Consider the following 20,687-nt stretch of genomic DNA (forward strand, 5'->3'; position numbering starts at 1 on the left):
TAGATTATATTTAGGAGAAAAAATGTCAACAAGAAATCCTTACGCGATCAGTTTTGGTCGAATTCCAAATCAATACATCAGCAGAAGTTTGCTCATAGACGACATTATAGATACACTAAATAGCGACATTGTTGAGGAACAGGCTTTTAAGATAACCGGCATAAGAGGAACCGGCAAAACTGTTACCCTAACCACAATTGAGAAGCAGCTTCGCGAAGATAATAACTGGATAGTTGTAAATCTTAAGCCAGACTCTGATATTGTCAATGATCTGGTTGCCAACTTATACACTAACATTCCCTTTATTACTAATTTTGTAGATGCCAACCTTAATCTTTCCGCCTTCGGAATAGGTGTAAATTTATCAAAAAAGAGTCCTGCTGCTAGCTTGGACGTTGCGCTTGATAAACTAATGTCCGAAGTAGCACGCAAGAAAAAGCGAGTTCTTATAGTGATTGACGAAGCCAGAAAAACAGATTCACTGATTGATTTTATCCAAGAGTTTCAGATTCTTATAAGAAAAGACTATCCAATCTATCTGATAGTTGCCGGATTATATGAAGATATTGAAAGTTTGGAAAATACCGATGGCCTTACTTTTTTCCTAAGGGCTACTAAATGTGAAATGACTCCTCTTAACATAGGTGTCATCAAAGAAGACTACAAAGAAACTTTAGGGCTGACCGATGAAGTAGCTTATGATCTGGCCGTTATGACTAAAGGATATGCTTTTGCTTACCAAGCTTTTGGAAAATATATGTGGGAAGAAAATGCAAAAGAAATTACTCCGAAGGTAATGGCGCTTGTAGACGAAGCATTAGCCCAAAAAGTCTACAATAAGATTTGGAGCGAACTGATGCCAAAAGATAAATGGTTCTTGAGTTTTATTGTCAAAAAGGAAACCATGTCAGCATCGGAGCTTTTAGAAATAACCAAGAAAAAACACAACGAATGGAGCGAACCAAGAAAACGTCTTATAGACAAAGGAATAATAAATGGTTCAGTACGAGGTATGATATCTCTCAAGCTTCCTAGATTCAAAGAATATGTCGAAAATATAGATTTAATGTAACTATAAAGGACTGCGACCTTAACGGTCCGCAGCCCTATTTTTTCTATCTTTCTCTTCTTTCCCTCCAATATTATATAGTTTCACGCTCCAACTGGAAGATTCTCCATGCACTCAGTAATAAGCGTTGTCCCATCTATATAACTGACTTTCTGCATGTAAGAGCCCTGATTTTCCTGCTTTTGCGTGATGTAGACTCTGTAAATCTTTTCATCATCAGTTTGAAAATCCACATAGCTCTCATCATCTGTTCTGTATAAATGTAGCACCGTGCCTGGTTCCAAATCATCTTTTACCAGATCATGATCTTTAGTATCCTTGTTCCAAACAATCTTCATGCAATCGATTGGCGCTGTAACCTTGATATCTACATCTGCAAAAGTATCATTGTACCAAAAATATCCATTACCAGCGGCGTCGTTTATATGAGGCATGCCATCATCACCAACGCTAAAAGATACGTGAACTACGCCGATTCCAGCCATGTCTGAAATCTTGGACATCTGAAATGACCACGGTGCCTGGACTATAGAATTTCCACTTTCAAGATTAAACTCACCCTCATATTTCACCGGCTCTTTTAACGAATCCTGATTTAGATCATAGACATAGAGCTGACTTCCGAAGGTCTCATTAAGTCCAAAAGTATAAAGATAAGCCTTGCCCTTATAGATCATCACATAATTCTTGACGTAATTTCCCGCAAGATTCTCATCTAGATTTGTGGTCAATGAATCTTCCCCGCATGTTAGAGTAGCATCGATGCTGCAGTCTTCATCAACATACTCTGTTGTGAAGTTGTAGAGCTTGCCATTCCATTCAAAAGAGCTGTTCTCCTCATCAAGCCAGATTGTCCTGTCCTTGTTCGCATAGTATTCAGTGTCTAGATAATGGCTCTGCTTCTGAAAAAAAGTTGCTCTGTCAGCCTCCACATCATCTATATAGTACATGGCGTCATCATCATACAAGCCATGCTCAAATTCAGCATCAAAGCGGATTTCTGCGGTCTTGTTGCCTTCGCCTTCGTACTTTGAAAAAGCATAGATCTCGCGTCCCATGTGCTCGTAGTCCCCGTGGCAAACCCAAATCTCGCCATCCACCTTGTGAAACTCCAGCCTACCAGTGGTTCCCTCGCCCTGCATCGAAATATACGGCTCGCCATCCTTGATATCAAAAGCCGCCATGCTGTAGTAGCACGTATCAAATACTATCAGCTCCTTTTCCCCATCATTGTCCCAATCAAAGAAGTCGTAGTCTTCGATGCCTTCGCTTTCCACATATTTCATGTAGATCTGCTCTGCCTCCGCGGAAAGCGTTGCTAATCCAGCGTTCTTAAGCTCTTTTCTATTGTCTTTTGCTACAGCGTCAGTCACTGAGGTACTTGCCGTACTTGGCTTCCCAACCTGGCCTTCAGGCTTTTCTTTGTCTTCATCCACAGTCTGAAAGCCTTTTTTCTCATCTTTTCCCGCATCTATATTGCACGCCGTAGCAGTAAGCGCCGTCACCGCTAAAAGAGCTGCTATAAGTCTTTTCTTCATAACCTTTCCTCCACAAATTATAAGCGTTTCTACTAATATAACACGTGCTAAGGAGGGCATGTTGCAAGAGGGGCTTGTTGTTTTGCGCTAGTTCCTAACTCCTGTACTAGAAAAAATGTCAACATTGAAACACTTCCCACAAATCTTTACCCATGAAGCAATTCGCCCCCTCCAGAAAAGTAAAATTTGAAAAAAGACCTCACAAAAAATAAAACTGTATCATCTCCCTTACAAGCGCGTAATCTAACGGATGTTCCTCCGACTCATACGTCAAAAGCAAGTTAACGCCTGGCATATAGGACGCTGACATGTACAGTGGAATCTTTCCAAGTGAAATTTTTACATAGGACGGATCATCCATTAACCCCAGGTGTTCCCAGATAAATATCTTTTTACTAGTTGGATGAAGAATTGTGAAATCCGGATAGATACTTGCTCCACTAACATCGATTTCACACTCATACCTATAAGAAATATTTAGTTCAAACAAGCAATCAGCAATGAAGGCTTCTGACTTTGAACGAACCAATTCGCCTTTCTTTGTCTTGATTTTCAAAGCTTCCGGATACTTCTTACTTTTCTGATACGCTTCTTTTTCCCATGCTTTCTTATAAATTACCTCATCAAGCAAATGGTCTACATCAGCTGCCTCTTCCAACAATTGATACGCTGTTGGTGCTTTGTCATATTTCAAAAAGCGCTTCACATTCTCATATTGCGATTTTTTTGAAGACAAAAGCTTTGAATAATAGGTCTTTTGAGCCAGCTTTGTGGCTAATTTTCGTTCTTTTTTGGAAATATAATTGCGGGTGATCTTCCCAGAAGAATCCTTGAGTTCCTGATACCACTTGGTGTTTTTTCCATGCCTATAGCATACAAAAACACCCTCCGGCATGTTTTTGAGTTTACGCTCAATCGCAGGAATTTCTTTTTCAGAATAGCCTCCTGCTGCTTCATAATTTTAGTAAGTGTCATATTTTTCTTTTCCTTGTATGAATCATTCGGAAGAATATTCCCAGATTCTAGATTTGATAGAACGGTCAAATGAAATGACCGGAAAGAAATATAACATGCTTTGGAAATAATGTAAAGTGCAATAAAAAAGAGGCTACGTAAGTAGCCTCAAGCTGCGTGTGAATGTGTAAATACTGTTTTGAATGACTCGTCGATTCGCTGATGGTGCACTTCTGCGGCGTTGAATTTAACTGACTTAAATGCCGCCTGCATGATAGGACCTGTTGCAAAAGCGCTGATCAGAGTTCCAATGCCGACTGGTCCACCAAGGAGCCATCCTACAAATGTCACAGTTGTTAAAAGAGCTATGCTCAGTCCACCAATCGGGATCTTCTTGATTCTCTTTGAAAGTGCCACAAGAAGTGTATCTCTTGGGCCGCATCCAAGAGATGCTGTCATGTATGTGTACTGTGTGTATGCTGCAATCGTAAGGCCAAGGAGCATTACTGCTACTCCGAGAACCGGTGAAGTGCACTTAGGCACTGGATTTATCTTGTTAAAAAAGTCTACGGATTTGCCTACTACAACGGAATCTATAAACATTGCGAGTCCAATAGGTTCTCTTAGTGAAATATCAATTGCAAGAATTGATAATGAAACTATGATAGATGCTGTGCCATAGAGGATTCCAAGACTCTTTGACATTCCTATATGAAGAACATCCCAAGGGCTTGCGCCGATGTTCGCTTGAATTGTAAGGTAGATTCCAAATCCATTTATGAATAAGCTGACAGCTGCCAAGATCATGTTCATGACAATCTGTCTCCAGCTATTGTTCTGATGTAAACTTGCGTTTTTTAACATGTTATTTCAGGCTCCCGAAGGTAACATAAATTTGTGTAACTTGCGCATAAAAAGGCTGGCGAAGGGCCTACCATCACCAGCCTTAGATATTCTATCACTTTTGCGCCAAACATCAATCACTTTTTTATGTCACCTTAAAAATTTGCTATTTACTTATTTCTGGCCTTGAATCTGTCTCAGGGGTAAAGATTTGTGGGAAACTTGTAAATGTTGACAAATTTCGCACGCCAAAAACTTGAAACTAGCATAAATGGGTAAAGAATTCCGGAAAATTTGTAAATGTTGACAAAATTTCCAGTACAAGCGCTAAAAGCAGCCCCCCAGGGATGCTGCATCACCAGCGGCCTTCCGCAAGCCACCACGCCCTGTGCCGCGGGCTATCAAATCTCCTTCAACTCCAGCACATTATCGCCAATCACGATCTTATTCCTATCCAAAAACTCCGCAAAGCCAGGGATGTCCTCAATTTGCTGAATAACCTTAGGAGCATGGGCGTCGCACCCCACAACAAATCTAGCGCCCTTCTCAGAAGCCATCTGGAAGAAACGGTCATTAGGATAATTCCTGTGATCAACAAAGCCGTAGATATTAACTTCAAGAGGCTGATCAAGGCTAACTGCAGCGTCCACAAGTCTCTCCATCTGGTTCATGTAGAGCTTCTCGCTACCGATAAAATTGATAAGGTCAGGGTGAGCAAGATACATGAAAAGACCAGTCTCCATACCCTCGATGCAGTGATCAACATAGCTTGCAAGCACCATCTCATCGTCAGTCTGGAAGCCAACATAATTTCCATTAGGTTCATCCGGAACATTGTGCTGTCCCTGAATGATGTAATCAAGCGGATACTTTCTAAGTTCTTCCATAAGAGGATCAAAGTAATCCCTGAAATATTCAACCTCATAGCCTATAAGGATCTTGATCTGATCCATGTATTCCTCACGAAGGTCAACAAGTGTCTGTGTATAGTTAGGAAGCTCTGCCATCTTCATTCTGGTACTTGATTCATAAAATGTCTCATAAGGCTGAGGCGTATGATCTGAAAATCCAAGTATCTTAAAGCCTCTCTCGATGGCTCTTTCTACATATTCCCTCTCTGTTCCTACTGCATGATTGCACCTAACGGTGTGTGTGTGATAATTCGCCAGCATCTCTTTTTGTCTGTCCTTTCTGTCGTGGTGAGCCCTAGGGAGGTCGGATAGAGCTCATTTTTGGGAAAATGAGCTCTATCCGACCTCCCTAGGGCTCAAAAACTCTTTATAGCCCGTACTGCTGCTTGAACTCCTCGCTGATTTCTGTGCCCTCAAGGAGCTTCTTACCTTTTTCTATTAGCTGTTCTGTAGAATATCTTCTATAGAATCCAACTTTCTTTTCGAAATCTCCATCTTCTGACATTACAAGGAATGCGTCATTTGCCGAATTAAAGCCCATTCCACCGTCTATTGTAGCAAGTTCTGTCCAGCTATCAAGCTCGATCATGTGAGTTACCATGCAGCCCTGCACGAAGAGAAGATTCTTTTCCTCATCATGATAGAAAACAGCCTCTTGCGCATATCTTGATACATTCTCAAGACTTGTCTTAGCAATAAACTCGCCGGTTTCATAATTGTATCGGTATAAGTCGCCGTTGTCGTACATCACCAGCAGCTCTTTTGGTGACTTATCATCCTTGGAAAAGATGTCCATTCCCTGAACTTCAACTTCGATACAGCTGATCCTCAAAAGTGAATTGCCATCAAAATCAAAGATCTCGATCATGTGATTATCAGTAGTGATGACCTTCTTGCCCTCTGGATCAATGATAGCTCTTACTGTCTCGTCCCAATCACCATCATGCTTAAATACTTTTGCTTTCTTTTCCTTACCCTTAAGATTTAAAAGCTGATCAACGTCACCGCCGCAAAAAACAACGTCATTTTCATCATCATACTCAATGACATTTCTGGAATACCCTTCGTTATCTACGCCGTAGCCATTAGCCACCTTTCTCTTAAGGTCATAGCAAAATAGCGAAGGGTCACTCAAGACGTCGCATGTATAGTAAAAGATTTTTCCATTTTTCATGACAGCATTGCAGATGTATGTTGCATCACTAAGCTTAGTCCTTGTAATCTCGCCAGTTGCATTATCAATTTCCACAAGATCAAACTCATCTCTAGAATAATCCGTCAGATAAGTTCTACCATTATCATATCCAAGAACTTCATAAGCATAGATATCATCCTCATTTCCCAGTTCTGTCATACTCAAATATCTCATAGAATTCAGGTCAAAAGTTGACACATTTGCTTTTCCGTCATTTGATGAAAAAACTGAGAGATACTCTTCACTGCTAGCAAACATGATATTTGAATCATATGCCAGGTATACAGGTGAGTTTTTTATAAAATGAATATCATCATCATATGCCTGCACAGAGTAAAAGATAAGCTCATTACTATCCTCTTTATGCACATAAACGCCGCGGTTAGCGATAGCCTTGTCTATATCATCAGTGAAATAGTAGCTGATGATAAGCGAATCATCATTAGGCAAAAGTTTGTAGGCCTCGTCGCTACTATTAAGGTCAATGTATCCACCATCATTGGTAAAAAACATTGGATAGTCCGCCTCAGCGCTGAGCCACTGCATATTTGTGATAATAGAGTTTGTGTTGTAGCTCTTTAAAAGCTCTCCAGTAGTCTGGTCCCAAATGCTGATGATGTTGCCGGCATAGAACAGCACGCCATTATCTTTATCAATAATTGTAAACTCTGAGTCGTAGGCAAAAGAGTTCTCGGCGAACACGTCCTGCCATCTAAGAGTCAGGTCATCCGCATTAATGCAGAAAATACCAAGTTTATTAGTAGAAATTATATTTTTATTTTCGTAGGTATAATTTGTCTCAGTCCAGTCTTTTGTTGTGGCAAACATGATAGTGTCGTTGCCGATCCACTTAGTCTTAAGGAAGTAGTATCCATCAGGAAGATAGCCTTCCGCAGCACAGTCCACATAAGTCAGATCTCCGCTTTCCATGTCGCAGACCACAAGGCAGTTTGGAGCTCTTTCTCCAATGCTTGTGAAAAATGACAGCTTGGAGCCATCCTTACTGAACTGAAAGCCAGTAAAGGCAACGCTCTTGTAGAGCTCGTTCTCCGTAGGAATCGTGTAAATATCAACAATCTCGCCAGTCATGATGTCAAGCTTATAGAGGCCGTCGGAGTCAGTAGAAACCATGACCGTTCCGTCTTCCATAACCTGGAAATCATCACCGATCGCATTTGAAACCCACTCATCACTGAGTTTCTCGTGCTTCCACATCTCTGAACCATCGTAAGTATTGATGGCCATTACAAACTGGTAACCAGTGATCATCAGTATGTCTTTATCCAAGAATTCAATGTGCCTAGCACCGTTATCAACAGAATTGTACTCGTAGACTAGCTCGTGGCTGCCGTGATTCCACACCCTCACGTTGAATGACGCATCAATGGCAGCACATGCAGATCCGTCAAAAGACATCTGGAAATCAGTGATCGTATCTGGCATGGTATAGTTCCAGGTTGCAGTAATATTAGCTGAACCGTCATTTGCAACGTACGCTCTTGTTGCCTTGGTTATGGCCTTCACCGCCTCCGGAATAACAGGTCTGTCAGGATTATCTTCATTAGGAAGAGCTGCCAGAGCCAGCCACAAAGCCTTGAGCCTCTGCTCATCGTTCATGTACTTCTCAGACTCATTTGCCAGGAACTTAGACTGATTGGTCAGGGCCTCAATGTAGTTCTCATGAATCCTGTGGTTGCTGTAGATCATGTAGGCACCAAATCCAATGAAAAGAGCCATTGCAGCCGCAAAAATAGCAGTAAGCCTCTTCATCTTGTACTGACGTTGTCTATCCATAAGTTCGTTGTAAGAGCAGCCGATCATAGCTGAAACAAGCCTAGGAACTTCCGTTGCCTTAACATCTTTTCTCTGAAGTCTGTAATCGCAGGCAAGTGGCTCAACCTTCTCTGTTACAGTCCTGATCTCGCCGTTTACATCTGTAACCTGAACATCCCTTGATAAAAGGACCTGAGGAATGACCTCGTTTGGCTCACCATCCGCAACAACTGTGAGGATGTTATCTCTTGAGTGATTCTGCAAAAAGAGCTGAATCTCCCTCTCAACCCAGGTTGAGAGACAAGTATTTTTTGAGCATAGAACGATCAAAAAGTCTGAATTAGCAAGAGCTTCTTCAATCGTAGCGCTAAGGTCACTTGTAATAGGAAGCTCATCTGTATCTCTAAAGATTCTCTCTATCTTCTTAATTCCAGTCTTTTTCTGAATCCTTGCTGGAATATGATAGTGCTCAAGGTCTTTTTCTATCATTGCTGCGACCTTGTTATCAAGATCCGCATGCTTGTATGAAATAAATGCGTTGTAATGTGTACTCATTTTCCCAATTTCTTTCCTTTTTCCGAAATGAGCCCTAGGGACGGAGGTTAGGGCTCACTTTCGCAAAAATGAGCCCTAACCTCCGTCCCTAGGGCTCATTTTTTCCTCGTTACCAGATGATGAGTCTGTCCTCTGGGGCGAGATACATGTTGTCGCCTTCCTTGACGTCGAAGGCTTCGTAGAACTCCTCGAACTGCTGAACTGGTACGTTGGTTCTGGAGTAGTTAAGTGGATGTGCATCCTGTTTGAGCTGGCTGAACTCGTCGCTGTAGGTAGCGATAGATGCGTTCATCTGTGCATATTTGATAAAGAACTTCTGGTAGTCAAAACCTTCTACCTTGGAAGCCATTCTAAGTGCACACTGAAGGCCTGTCATGTCAGCAACCATCTCTGTGTCGATGTTAGTGCCGATGAAGTGCTCATCACCAAAGGCTACGATAGTATCAAGATAATCGTCCATCTTGCCAACGCGCTTCTGGAACTCTTCCTTGTCAGCCTCTGTCCACCAATCTCTATAGTAACCTTCTGCATCGAACTGTGCTCCGTTACTGTCAAATGCGTGTGAGATCTCATGTCCAACCCAGAAAGCACCGATTGAAGCATAGAGCTCCTCTACGCTCATGTCACTTGAATAGAAAGGCTCGCCCATCATACCGATGATCATGTTGATACTGTTGTCGCTTGGATTGTAGAAAGCGTTGCAGTCTGTAACAGCCATTCCATCAGCCCATTTCTCGTGGTCAACCTTCTGTCCCATGAGCTTTTTGTTCTCTTCAATATCATTAAGAGCAATTCTAGTATCAGCTTCGATAAGTGAGCAGTCTGTCAGGTCGATGCCTGTTGTATCGTTGAACTTGTCTGGATAAGCTGCGTGAATAGTGATGTTATCAAGCTTCTCGATAGCGTAGTTCTTGACTTCATCTGAAGCCCATTCATTTTCAGAAAGGAGCTCTCTATATGTATCAATGACCATCTGGCAAAGATCTGCCATCTTCTGTCTATCTTCTTCTGAACCGTATTTCTCAATATAAACAATCTGCATTGAATCAGGAAGTGAATCGATAACGCAGTCATAAGCCATCTCTTCATCACTAACTGTTCCGCTCATGCCAAAATACTTAGCTACAAGCTCATTCTTTTTGTCATAAGTCTCTTTATCAACTCTTGTTGCGAAAGGAAGAATGTATTTAACGATCAAAAGAGACTTGATAGCCTCGACATTTTCCTCAGTATAGATCTCATCAAGATATGAGAGGTAGTCAGGTGTTGTAACCAGATATGGTCCGTCATATACGTAGCCTGACGCAGTAAAGATCTCTTTTAATGGGAAAGTCTTATTATATGCAACTGCATCATCAAAAGGCATCTCGTTGTTGATCTTGTCATAGTAATCATCAGCATAGCAATCGTTTGTGCTGTAGATCTTGGAAGCAAGCTTTGTCTCAAGGTCATAAGCCTGATCAAAGCACTTGTTTGCTTCATCCTCTGTCATTCCAAACTTCTGAGCCATGAATACAAACATATCTTTTCTAAAGCCGTAGTACATGTCGCCATAATCTGTTCTCTCAGAGTACTCGGCAGAATCACTAAGTAAAAGATCTGGTGTATCCACGATAACGATATTGGTCTCAGGATCGTTGAGACCAACACCTGCGCCAAAGTTCACAAAATCGTAGTAGTCATGAACTGTTTCTTCATCAGTTAAAAGAGCTGTGATATCATCAAGGCTCTTGGCAGCTACGATCTTGTCATAGCCTTCCTGAAGTTCTGTGACACCAAGCTCATTTCTTGTGTCCCAATCAAGGATCAGGCTGTTATATGTGCGAACAAGTTCAGCATCATGGCCTTCGATACTCTCATCCTTTAAAAGATCCATGCACTGGTTCTTTACCTCAAGACCACGCTCAGCATAGTGGCTCCACTGTGTGTAACCATCAGGAATATCGTTTTCAAGGATCCAGTCCTTATTGGCATAAAGATGGAAATCATCTTTTGGGTCCACTGCTGTGTCTGCAGTTACATTTGACTTAAGCTCTGAGTTTACCCAAGGAGTTCCTCCCTGTCCCTTAGCTGCGTCATTTTCGTCATCTGTTTCGTTCTCGCTTGAAGCTTCAGCCTCGGCCTGTGAACTGTCACTTGCCTCTACTGATGCGCCATCTCCTGCTGCCTGTGGCTCAGTCTTGGCGCCACATCCTGCGATCATAGTAGTGATCATGCAAGTTGCCAGCACCATACTAAGTATTCGTTTCTTCATATTTTCTTCTCCTCATACAACTTTGTTTTCACAACACTTATCAATGATTATATGTCATTATAATGTAATGCACCAAAAAAGTAAGAGGAAAATCAGAAATTTATAATTTCTTATTTACAATTTTTTTATTGTCAGGTGCTAATATGTCCTTACCCCAAAATTGAAATCATTTTTTTTAGGAGAAGGAGCTTATGGAAAAAATCATTTCAAAGTTAATGTATGCCGTATTAGCGTTAATAGTGTTGGCATGTGCACTTATAGTTCTTTATGCTAAAAGCCCTGATATAGCACAGTTCATAAAGAACACTGCAGATGAGATCCCAAAACCTGTCATCACTATAAATTTAGAGGAAGGTGAAACAGAAGTCGTAATGGAATCAGCCGCAGCCAATTCTGCAAGGAAGTAAATACTGTACTTTTATCTGTCTTTCAATAAAAATGAGTCCTAGGCGTCCTGCCTAGAACTCATATATATGTTAACCGTCGCTATTTTGATCAGGGCCACCGCTTGGTGGACCACTATGCTCACCGTCACCTTGGCCTGGGCCGCCGCCCATGCCTCCGCCCATGGATCCCATGTCGGAGAGGTTGATTGATGAAGCATCTATCAGTGCGTCAGGATTATCCTCCTGCTCTGCATCTGTGGACCCTATGGTTCCATCAAGCTGTCCAGAAATACTCTGGCAGCGAAGCTCAACAAATGTTTCCATTGTCTCAACTGCAGTTTCGAATTCCTCTGTTGTGCAGAACTTAGTTGGGTCTTTTTCTACATATTCAGAGATCATGTTGTAGGTAGACTCGATAAGATCCTGTAAATATCCGCTAGTATAGAACTGCTCAAGGAAATCTGCGTAGTACTCGTGATACATCTCTGTGTACTCATCGCAAGATGTGATCCATGAGAACATTGGTCTATCATCACTGTCTTCAGTAATTGAAAGAGGTGTGTCTATAGGGTCATTCACTGCTGCATCAGCGTCCTGAGCCTGGAAGGTTCCGTAGGCTAAGTTGTAATCCCAAGGAATCATAGACAGTAAGCCATCTTCCTCGTACAGGTAGTAGTTGTGGATCATGGAGCCTGTGTAGCTATCGCCGTTTACAAGGAAGTTGTGCACTACCATGTATCTCATAACAGCGTCTACATCAACAGCTTCTGCGATCTTATCAGCATCCTGCTCCTCAATTCCTTCGCTGAGAGTCTTAAGAGAGTTTATAAGTCTCTTTTTATCTGACTTCTTGATATTAGTCTTGGCGCTATCAAAGATAGTTGAGTAGCTATCAATTTCATCATCTATATATTTGAGCTTGGCATCGTCGCTACCCATACCCATTTCTCCGGGGCCGCCGCCAGGGAAGTCTGGCTTTTCAGGTCTTTCTCCATCGTCGCCTCCGTCTCGCTCGAATGGATTCTCCATTCCCATCTGGTCGAAGTCAACGTCCTTCATATCAAAATCTCCGCCGTTTCCACGACCGCCGCCCATACTCATGGTATCAGGCTTGTAGAGATTTCCGTGATTTGTACCATCATTTCTTTCGAGGAAAGAATCCTCAACTGCCTCAACTGCAAGATATAATCCCCAATCTTCGCCATTAACCGTGATATACACGTAGCTTACAAGTGGCGCATCTACGCCAAACTCGCCCATAAGCTTGTATGCCAGATAATCCTTCATCATGGTGTAGTCCTGGATCAGGTTGTTGAGGCACAGCTTATCAAGTCCGTGATAATTAGTGCTGGACTCGTAGCAGTCAAATTCTATCTTAAAGCTGTATCTATCACTACCAAGCTGCTCTACTGTCGAAAGAGACGTGTTGCCCTTGCCTCTGATACCAACGTTGTAGACTGTCTCGCCGTCGATCGTTACGTTGGCAACCGAGTACTCCTCAGAGGTTGCGGTTTCTAGGAAACTATCCCAATCGTCGATCTCGATGTTGATGGTATGAACGTAGCTGTCGTCAAACAGAAGGTCCTCATATCCCATCTCCACCGAATCGTCAGCTGTAATGCCGATTGCAGAGCCATTCATGAAAAGAACTGTCACAAGTACTGCAATTATAGTAACAAAGATACAAACTTTATCTATAAGCTTGTGTGTGGACATAGATTTCTCCTTATCCCATGTATTCTCCGTTGTAGCTAACAAGAACTGCGTTGTTTACGCCCTTCATATCAGCAAGGTCATTTACAAAATCTGTGTTGTCTTCTTTAAGTCTTACTTCAAGGTTGAGCTCGAGATTGCCCTTCTGAGCGCTCTTACTCTTAACAACCATGCGGTTTACTTTCTTTTTGATATAGTTACATGCTTCTACTTCTGCCTCGTGGTCTGTGCAATTGATAACGATAATGTAAGGCATGAGATAGCTCTTTTTATTAACAAAAATAAGTAAGATAGCTCCGATGATCACGCTTCCAAACACTGCAAGAGGGATCATTCCAGCTGCAAGTACGATACCTACTGCGATTGACCAGAAGAGGAATGCGATGTCCAAAGGCTCTTTTATGGCAGCCCTGAAACGAACGATTGAAAGGGCACCGACCATACCAAGTGAAAGAACTACGTTGCTGGTAACAGCAAGGATTACAAGGGTTGTGATCATTGTGAGTGCTACTAAAGTTACGCCAAAGCTAGATGAGTACATTACTCCCTGATAGGTCTTTTTGTAGACAAAAAAGATAAATAAGCCGATGGTAAAGGCTAAAACCATGGCAATTACCATGTCTAACACACTTATACTAGTTACATTTTCCAAAAAGCTTGATTTAAAGATGTCATTAAAGGTCATTTTTCATTCTCCTATTTTCTTTTATTTTCTTTTCAATATTCTCCGTATCCCTGCTCTATTTTTGGTTGCCTGCAGGCTTCGTATTTAGAAAAAGAGCCGACTCTTGCGTGGGGCAATTGAACTGCGTCTCTGATGATCTCCGGTAAAAATTCGTCCCACTTAACTTCCATAATACAAACGCCCATAGCTGCAGGGATCGTAATACATTCAGTGTCCAAAAAGTCTGTGTTCCCTAGTCCAGTTCTGATGTTGTAATCAAGTGTTACCCTGACATTTCCCGGGCCGTAGATGAATGGTTCTCTGGTGTAATCAACAATTGTCTTGGGCCTTAGTCTGTCTGCTGTCATTTTGGAATAGAGCTCTTTTACAAGTTCATTGTCACTATGCTGCATCCACTCTATGTTGCCGTCTACAATTGACTGAGCCTCAGCTTCCGTCAGGTTTGCTGAGATCTTAGTTCCAAGGCCGCCAACTTTACACTTCTTTTCAAGATGTATTACAGATTTGTTGTCGTTGTAATACCTAATCCTGAACTTCTGTCTTCTGCTGACGCCTGCTTGCTTTTCAACAAGTGCTTTATCTTCCGGCGTATCAAAGTACAAGCTTCTTATCAGATACTTTCCATCGATCGCATGAGTATCTGCCTGTGCCACTGCTCTTAGCCTCTGGCGAATGGCGATCATGTCTGCCGTTGTGATCTCATGCTTAAGTTCGTGCCTGTATTTCACTTTCGTCTCCCTTCTTCCTTTCCTTTTGTTGTAGCCCATTCTACGGGGGGAACCTAAAGCCAACCTAAAAGTAAAATAAAAGAAGAATAAAAAGTGAGCCCTAGGGACGGAGGTTAGAGCTCATTTTTGGGGAAGTGAGCCCTAGGGACGGAGGTTGGGGCTCATTTTGGGAGCGGAAGGGTATTGTGCCCCGTTTTCGTTACCTACACCGCTAGTTTTCTCTAACTTGCAGGTAATCAGAGTCCACAGGCAGACGAAAAATAAGCATAAAAAAGACCCGTAACTCAGTTACAGGTCTCTTCCTTAATCTTATCTATCAGCTCCAGATCAGCTGGAAGCCAATCCACTGTATTCAATTCATCAAACTTTAACCACTTAGCTGCCTCATGTTCAAGTAACTTCAGTTCTCCAGAAGCAACTGTCGCCCAGAAACAATGCATATGCAAATGAAATGTTTCATAATCATAGTCCACAATATCAATCAAGTCGTGAACACTAATCTCCGCACCAAGTTCTTCCTTAATCTCGCGAACCAGCGCTTCCTCAGGTGTCTCTCCTTCTTCAATCTTCCCTCCAGGGAATTCCCATCCATCCTTGTACTCACCGTATCCACGCTGGGTAGCAAAAAACTTTTTCTTATTCTCATAATCATCGCAGATAACTGCTGCGACTACATTCACTGTCTTCATAATTTGTTTTTCCCCAATTCAAAAATCGAGTAGGCTGACTCCTACTCGATTTCGCACACGAACATTCCGCACTTAGTGCTCCATGTTCTTACGACCGGCAAATGAATTTGTATGCAAGCATCCATTCGCTTGCCGGTCTTGTGCAACACAAAAATAACCGCCCAAGCCTGGACAGTTGAGCGGTTATTTCACTACCAATCAATGATGGGCTAACCGTCTACCGGTAGCACTCACATAAATATACTAACATTACCTATAATTGGCGTCAAATAGATTTACACATCCCCAGTATTGTGCTAAGGTACAGTCAACTCGAAAATTTTAGCAATATATAAAGAAAGAAGCACTAAACATGAAAAGAAAGTATTTAATCCCATTATTAGCAACAATCCTAGTTCTGACTGCCTGCGGCAAAGACGCAGATTCAGACCCTAACAATATATTTGAGTCAACAGCTGGTAACTCAACAGAAACATCCGCCGAGGACTCAAACAGTAGCTCCCCAGATTCCATGGCAAACGCTGAGCCTATCTCTGATGATGAGATAAATGAGTTTAACACTCTCTTTGGAACTCCAGAATACATTGGCTTTCTCAAGAAGCCTTTTAACGATCCATCTGAGCTTGATTGGGACGTAGTTCTTGAATCTGGCGGAGGAATCATAAACACTGATATTCCTCAGAATGAGGTGGACGCATTCGTCAAAGAAGAAAATCAGGAGCGTCTTTATGCAAATTTATGGCGCATTTCCAAAAAAGACCTTGATTCATACGCCAAGTCACATACTGGTGAAAGCTTTGATGCAGGAAATGACTCTTTTACCTGGAGATACCTTGAGCAATACGACTCATACTATATAGAAAAGTTTGAAATGGAAGAGCCTATCTTTTTCATTTGCGTATCAGGTGAAAAGAGTGGAAACGAATACTCTCTCAGATTCACTACTGACCAACCTGACCATTACGGCTATAACTCTGATAGGATCATAAACCTAACAAAGGGTGGCGACAGCATTATCGTAAGATCAAACTCCATACAGTGGGAAGAAAACTGTAATCCAGATCAAACCTTCGATGTAGAGCTTGTTCCTGGTGAAGGACCTGTTCGCTTTATCTCATATCCTGGAGATGCCCAAAATGGTGTAGGGATAGCGATAGTCAAAAACGGCAAGCTTATTACAAGCTTAAGCACTTTCACTTCCCGTGGCGACAACTGGGGATATTTCAAGAAGTTAAACGCTGTTGGATTCTTCGACTTCAATGCTGATGGGGTAAAAGATATAGCGATGATCGGAGAGACAGACTTTGGAACAAACATAATCCTTGCAGAATCAGTGCCTGGTGGAAGTTATGAAGACTTCTATGATGTCCCAGAAAAGATTGAAGAGCAGTACGGCGATAGCGTATCTATTCCCCAGATCAAATCATTCCTCATGGGAGACAACACAGACTGCACCTTTGGTCATTACGAAGATGCTTACGAACAGATTGCTAACCTCTATCACATTGGTAGCGACGATGTAACCTTTGATCTTATATATGTGGATGATGACGACATTCCTGAACTTGTGGCAGGCAAAGACGGTTATTATGTTTCACTCTACACCTTCAAAGACGGACATGCTCACTGCTACATGCACCACTGGACCTATGGTGCCATGGGAAATGCTGGATACTACTATTCTCCACGCAAAAATGTTTTTCACAATACAAACTGTGACTATGCAGGTGCCATTCAGTACGAAACTTTCATGTCAATTCGAGAAGATGGTGAGCTTGAAGAAGATTTATGCGCCAAGTATATTTGGTTTCAGGATACTGATGGCGACGGTGCTCCTTCAGAAGACGAAGAAATGACTGATGACTACACTGAGCCATATGGCGAATACTACACTAATTTAACCGACAAGGACATGACAACAGAAGAGATCAAAGGTGAAATTGAACGACTTGAATCTCTCGAATTTAAAGAGGTCCACGGCAGCATAAGCTTCGAAGAGCTTTGCGGTGCGTTAGGTAGCAGATGATCCTTCTACTCCATGATACTGAAGCGCAAGCATAGTAATATCATCGAACTGCGGCGCGTCTTTGACGAACTGATCAATGCTTGCGCGAAGATTCTTATCAATATCTTCAACAGATTTATCAAGATTTTCATTAAGGGCTGTTAGGAGTCTTTCTTCTCCGAACAGCTCTTTTCCTATATTAGTAGCCTCCGTCACGCCGTCGGTGTAGAGGAAGATCACGTCACCTTCATACAGATTGATCTTGCCGCCCTTGAATTTAATACCTTCAAGAGTTGCAACTGGCGGTGAATGCTTCTCTTTTACCAGTTCAAACTTGCCTGCGCGCCTCTTGAGAGCTGGATACTCGTGACCAGCATTTGAATAGACCAGCTCACCTGTAGATATTGTAAGGATTCCATGCCACACCGTTACAAACATCTCTAGAATATTGCCTTCGCAGAGTTGATTGTTCACATTTCCAAGGATTGTATTGGGATCTAAGTCTGTTGAATTCAGAGTCTGAGTCTTTATGATAGTCTTGGCGATCATCATGAAAAGAGCTGCCGGCACGCCTTTACCGGAAACATCAGCCATAGTGATAGCCAGATGATCATCGTCAATAAGATAAAAATCATAGAAGTCGCCGCCAACCTCTTTTGCAGGAGTCATAGAGCCATAAAGGGAAAACTCCTCCCTATCCGGAAATGGTGGAAAGACTCTAGGCAGCACATTTTCCTGGATGCTCTTTGCAAGGGATAAGTCCCTGTCTGCCACAGCTTTTTCTCTGCCCTGGATCAGGTTCAGGACGCCGTACATCACAAGTATCACCAGCATGATGACGCTGGCAATGATAGAAAGCCCGTAGGCTGGGGATGTTATGACAGATATCACCAGAGGTCCAAGGCCATATACAAAGAATGCGACAATCTGATACTTCTGAAGATTCTTTCGTTCTATCACCACCACAGTAAGAGTTCCTATCATGGTAACAAAGGAATAGATCATGGACATAGGGTATAATGCGCTTCTTTGGTAGATGGATTCTGGCGTGATAGTGTAGTACATTCCATTAAACTGATTTATGATGCGGAAAAAAATGGCAAGAAAAAGTCCAACTCTCGCAAGAATGTCCAGTGCTTTGACACTTTTCTTATCAAGCTCTAAGTATGTTCTTGTGTACATCCAGAAAAAGAAAGCCTCAAAGGGTGCGCAGCAGTAATAAAGAAAGTTATCTACATAATTAAGCCATCTGTATTTCACAACGCCGTCTACAAGCCAGGCTACTGAATCGCTAAAAACTCCCAAATAAGCGACATTTATCAGGCACAAAAGCCACTTTAAGTTGCTTCCTGTCTTTTGTACATCAATAAGGCAACATATAAAGAGTACATAGCCCATTAACATTCCAAACATATCGCATCCAATGTTCAGGATGTAGATAGGCTTTAGATTTGTCAGCCCTCTTATGTAGATTAGCTGAGCACTGATCAATATCATAAAGAAATAGACAAACGTTGCTATTATTGCTCTTCTTTTTTGTCTCTTTGAAAGTAGATTCATATCATATCCTCACTGTTAACACATTTATTCCAAGTAGATTCTGGTACTTCACTTCTTCTGCTATCTTAAATACCATTCTGATCCCGATGTTTTTTGTAATATCTTCATCTTCTGCAAGGAACTGACGCTCCCTCGGATCAAAAGCAACGCAATCATCCTTTATTCTCAGTATGATGTCGTCATTTTTGTGAACCACACGGACATCCACGGAATGTTGCCTCTTATCATTAGTAAAGCCGTGCCGCACAACATTTCCTGCCATCTCTTCCATGGAAAGTCCAGCAATATAGGATCTCTTTTTATCAACTCCTCTCCCCCTGCAGAAATTCTGGATCTTCTCGGCAACAAGAGGAACATCCTCCATCTTCTTAAGTGAAATGTCCATCCTGTCTTGACTGGAAGTCCCGAATTCATCAGGCATTGCCAGAAATTCCTCCAAACGCCGCGGAATCGTTCCCTTCACCACCAGTGGATACACGCAGATCACGAAGGTCGTAACCACGCCGCTTAGGACGTAGGCTATGTACACGCTATTCATTCCAAGGCTCTTTATCAAAAGAACTGTGAACAGCGATACGCACAAAAAACCATCAAGAACATTTAAGATATGTAGTATCACGTGCCTATCAACAGCATGGACATAGCAAATGAAATGCATGATGATAAGGCTAAAAGGCATGCTGAGTGGAACAATCCTAAATCCCCAGACAGTCATCATGTAAACTGGATCCGCAGGATCTTTGTAAAAAAGTGATGCAAGGGGCTCAGCCAAAACAATGATAAATACAGAGATTCCGCACATGATAGGAATGTATCTTCTAAACATTCCCCTCATGATATCAGTCAGCGTCTGCCTGTCGTCTTCACCTATGGCAACGCTTATGAGAAGCCTTGATACTGCGATCATTCCGGCAGGTATTGCCATGAACACAGTCAGCAGGTTATTAACCGCCGCAAATGCTGAGATTCCGATGCTTCCCACATAGGTTGTAAGAAGGCCGTTGATGATAAAGCCCCTTACTGAGTGAAATGCGCTTTCCTCTGCACTTGGTATTCCGATGAGAATAATGTCTTTTAACTCATCAAGATCAAAATCACTAAGGCTAAATCTCATGTAGGAGGCGCCGAATGCAAAATGACTGGCTTCCAGCACGCAGAACACCCACATTCCAAGAGATGAAGCAAGGGCTAGTCCGAAAGCTTCCATGTGGAGCACACGTACAAATATGTAATTCAAAATGAGATTCACGATGATAAAAGAAATACTGGCTACGATAGAAGTTCTTTGCCTGTTTTCAAGAGATAGAAAGACAGTTAGCTGATTACCTAGTATAAAAGGAATGATGCCTATAGCCTGGCCTAGAATGTATGTGTTGAAGATTGGCCTTATGGAAGTGTCTTTTGTAAAGATGAAAGTCAGGTCAAAGGCCGCCATAAACAAAAGCACAGCGATGATCAACAAAGACAAAAAAACAGACAGAACGACGTCTAAGGTAAAGATGTTGTTTACCTTGTGCTGCTCATTCTGTCCCATGTATTTTCCACATAGAAATGCAGAACCACCCAAAAGGATGGTACTGCATGCTGATATTATAAGATTCAAAGGGCCGTACAAGCCTACAGCACCCATGGCATCTACGCCTACATAGTTGGCTGCAAAGTAACTGGAAACTATTCCGTTGACTGTACCCACTGCTGCGAACAGGATCTGTATTGGAAGAAGTCGCATCATCAGTGAAGTGACCATCTTAGCGTTTGCTTTATGTTCCTGCATTACACCATCCCCTCAAAATATATACATATTATAGCATTTATTTTGACGGCATGGC

Annotated in this window: 15 protein-coding genes; 3 read left to right on the top strand and 12 right to left on the bottom strand. The window is 42.1% G+C overall.

From position 1 onward, the window contains the following. Nucleotides 1–22 precede the first annotated feature (22 nt). Nucleotides 23–1,072, top strand: a complete 1,050-nt coding sequence (locus tag BLS24_RS08285; protein WP_091757943.1) for an AAA family ATPase — start codon at nt 23–25, stop codon at nt 1,070–1,072. An 80-nt stretch (nt 1,073–1,152) separates the two neighbouring features. Here the strand turns inward: BLS24_RS08285 and BLS24_RS08290 are convergent, their stop codons facing one another. The 6 genes from BLS24_RS08290 to BLS24_RS08315 form a co-directional block, all read right to left on the bottom strand. Next, nucleotides 1,153–2,607 (bottom strand): hypothetical protein, encoded by a 1,455-nt coding sequence (locus BLS24_RS08290; RefSeq protein ID WP_091757945.1) that lies wholly within the window; start codon nt 2,605–2,607, stop codon nt 1,153–1,155. Nucleotides 2,608–2,806: 199 nt separating this feature from the next. Further along, a complete protein-coding gene (locus BLS24_RS08295) occupies nt 2,807–3,502 on the bottom strand; it encodes a hypothetical protein (RefSeq protein WP_091757947.1) in 696 nt (231 codons plus the stop codon). A gap of 227 nt (nt 3,503–3,729) precedes the next feature. Then, on the bottom strand, nt 3,730–4,425 hold the full coding sequence (locus tag BLS24_RS08300; protein WP_242872257.1) for a YczE/YyaS/YitT family protein: 696 nt from the start codon (nt 4,423–4,425) through the stop codon (nt 3,730–3,732). A gap of 380 nt (nt 4,426–4,805) precedes the next feature. After that, nucleotides 4,806–5,576, bottom strand: a complete 771-nt coding sequence (locus tag BLS24_RS08305; RefSeq protein ID WP_091757949.1) for a histidinol-phosphatase — start codon at nt 5,574–5,576, stop codon at nt 4,806–4,808. Nucleotides 5,577–5,682: 106 nt separating this feature from the next. Continuing rightward, entirely contained in the window at nt 5,683–8,838 is a 3,156-nt protein-coding gene (locus tag BLS24_RS08310) for a toll/interleukin-1 receptor domain-containing protein (protein ID WP_091757952.1), read from the bottom strand. 109 nt (nt 8,839–8,947) lie between these two features. After that, nucleotides 8,948–11,092 carry a M13 family metallopeptidase gene (locus BLS24_RS08315; protein ID WP_091757955.1) on the bottom strand — a complete coding sequence of 715 codons (2,145 nt, stop codon included), beginning with the start codon at nt 11,090–11,092 and terminating at the stop codon, nt 8,948–8,950. 191 nt (nt 11,093–11,283) lie between these two features. On the opposite strand from BLS24_RS08315, the gene BLS24_RS08320 reads away from it, so the two are divergent. After that, nucleotides 11,284–11,499 carry a hypothetical protein gene (locus tag BLS24_RS08320; RefSeq protein WP_091758015.1) on the top strand — a complete coding sequence of 72 codons (216 nt, stop codon included), beginning with the start codon at nt 11,284–11,286 and terminating at the stop codon, nt 11,497–11,499. Nucleotides 11,500–11,568: 69 nt separating this feature from the next. Here the strand turns inward: BLS24_RS08320 and BLS24_RS08325 are convergent, their stop codons facing one another. The 4 genes from BLS24_RS08325 to BLS24_RS08340 all read right to left on the bottom strand — a co-directional run bounded on the left by BLS24_RS08325 (nt 11,569) and on the right by BLS24_RS08340 (nt 15,293). After that, entirely contained in the window at nt 11,569–13,194 is a 1,626-nt protein-coding gene (locus BLS24_RS08325; protein WP_242872258.1) for a CotH kinase family protein, read from the bottom strand. A 10-nt stretch (nt 13,195–13,204) separates the two neighbouring features. Next, complete coding sequence (locus tag BLS24_RS08330; RefSeq protein WP_091758017.1) at nt 13,205–13,876, bottom strand: DUF4956 domain-containing protein; 672 nt, start codon at nt 13,874–13,876, stop codon at nt 13,205–13,207. Between the two features lie 32 nt (nt 13,877–13,908). Then, nucleotides 13,909–14,604: a polyphosphate polymerase domain-containing protein gene (locus BLS24_RS08335; protein ID WP_242872259.1), complete on the bottom strand. Its 696-nt coding sequence runs from the start codon at nt 14,602–14,604 to the stop codon at nt 13,909–13,911. Nucleotides 14,605–14,888: 284 nt separating this feature from the next. Then, nucleotides 14,889–15,293, bottom strand: coding sequence for a (deoxy)nucleoside triphosphate pyrophosphohydrolase (locus BLS24_RS08340; RefSeq protein WP_091758022.1), 405 nt, complete (start codon nt 15,291–15,293; stop codon nt 14,889–14,891). Nucleotides 15,294–15,645: 352 nt separating this feature from the next. Here BLS24_RS08340 and BLS24_RS08345 point away from each other — a divergent pair, with 352 nt between their 5' ends. Then, entirely contained in the window at nt 15,646–17,319 is a 1,674-nt protein-coding gene (locus tag BLS24_RS08345; protein WP_091758024.1) for a hypothetical protein, read from the top strand. Here BLS24_RS08345 and BLS24_RS08350 read toward each other — a convergent pair. Both BLS24_RS08350 and BLS24_RS08355 read right to left on the bottom strand, forming a co-directional pair. After that, a complete protein-coding gene (locus BLS24_RS08350) occupies nt 17,305–18,858 on the bottom strand; it encodes a PP2C family protein-serine/threonine phosphatase (RefSeq protein ID WP_091758026.1) in 1,554 nt (517 codons plus the stop codon). The genes BLS24_RS08345 and BLS24_RS08350 overlap by 15 nt on opposite strands. Before the next feature lies 1 nt (nt 18,859). After that, complete coding sequence (locus tag BLS24_RS08355) at nt 18,860–20,632, bottom strand: MATE family efflux transporter (protein ID WP_091758028.1); 1,773 nt, start codon at nt 20,630–20,632, stop codon at nt 18,860–18,862. Nucleotides 20,633–20,687: the final 55 nt, after the last annotated feature.

The sequence above is a fragment of the Butyrivibrio sp. INlla18 genome (assembly GCF_900103635.1).
Lineage (GTDB): Bacteria > Bacillota > Clostridia > Lachnospirales > Lachnospiraceae > Butyrivibrio.

What these genes read in the sequence shown, in the direction of transcription:
- BLS24_RS08320 (WP_091758015.1), top strand. Translation starts at nt 11,284, where the DNA reads ATGGAAAAAATCATTTCAAAGTTAATGTATGCCGTATTAGCGTTAATA.
- BLS24_RS08285 (WP_091757943.1), top strand. Translation starts at nt 23, where the DNA reads ATGTCAACAAGAAATCCTTACGCGATCAGTTTTGGTCGAATTCCAAAT.
- BLS24_RS08305 (WP_091757949.1), bottom strand. Translation starts at nt 5,576, where the DNA reads ATGCTGGCGAATTATCACACACACACCGTTAGGTGCAATCATGCAGTA.
- BLS24_RS08355 (WP_091758028.1), bottom strand. Translation starts at nt 20,632, where the DNA reads ATGCAGGAACATAAAGCAAACGCTAAGATGGTCACTTCACTGATGATG.
- BLS24_RS08315 (WP_091757955.1), bottom strand. Translation starts at nt 11,092, where the DNA reads ATGAAGAAACGAATACTTAGTATGGTGCTGGCAACTTGCATGATCACT.
- BLS24_RS08295 (WP_091757947.1), bottom strand. Translation starts at nt 3,502, where the DNA reads ATGCCGGAGGGTGTTTTTGTATGCTATAGGCATGGAAAAAACACCAAG.
- BLS24_RS08330 (WP_091758017.1), bottom strand. Translation starts at nt 13,876, where the DNA reads ATGACCTTTAATGACATCTTTAAATCAAGCTTTTTGGAAAATGTAACT.
- BLS24_RS08300 (WP_242872257.1), bottom strand. Translation starts at nt 4,425, where the DNA reads ATGTTAAAAAACGCAAGTTTACATCAGAACAATAGCTGGAGACAGATT.
- BLS24_RS08325 (WP_242872258.1), bottom strand. Translation starts at nt 13,194, where the DNA reads ATGTCCACACACAAGCTTATAGATAAAGTTTGTATCTTTGTTACTATA.
- BLS24_RS08290 (WP_091757945.1), bottom strand. Translation starts at nt 2,607, where the DNA reads ATGAAGAAAAGACTTATAGCAGCTCTTTTAGCGGTGACGGCGCTTACT.
- BLS24_RS08350 (WP_091758026.1), bottom strand. Translation starts at nt 18,858, where the DNA reads ATGAATCTACTTTCAAAGAGACAAAAAAGAAGAGCAATAATAGCAACG.
- BLS24_RS08310 (WP_091757952.1), bottom strand. Translation starts at nt 8,838, where the DNA reads ATGAGTACACATTACAACGCATTTATTTCATACAAGCATGCGGATCTT.
- BLS24_RS08345 (WP_091758024.1), top strand. Translation starts at nt 15,646, where the DNA reads ATGAAAAGAAAGTATTTAATCCCATTATTAGCAACAATCCTAGTTCTG.
- BLS24_RS08340 (WP_091758022.1), bottom strand. Translation starts at nt 15,293, where the DNA reads ATGAAGACAGTGAATGTAGTCGCAGCAGTTATCTGCGATGATTATGAG.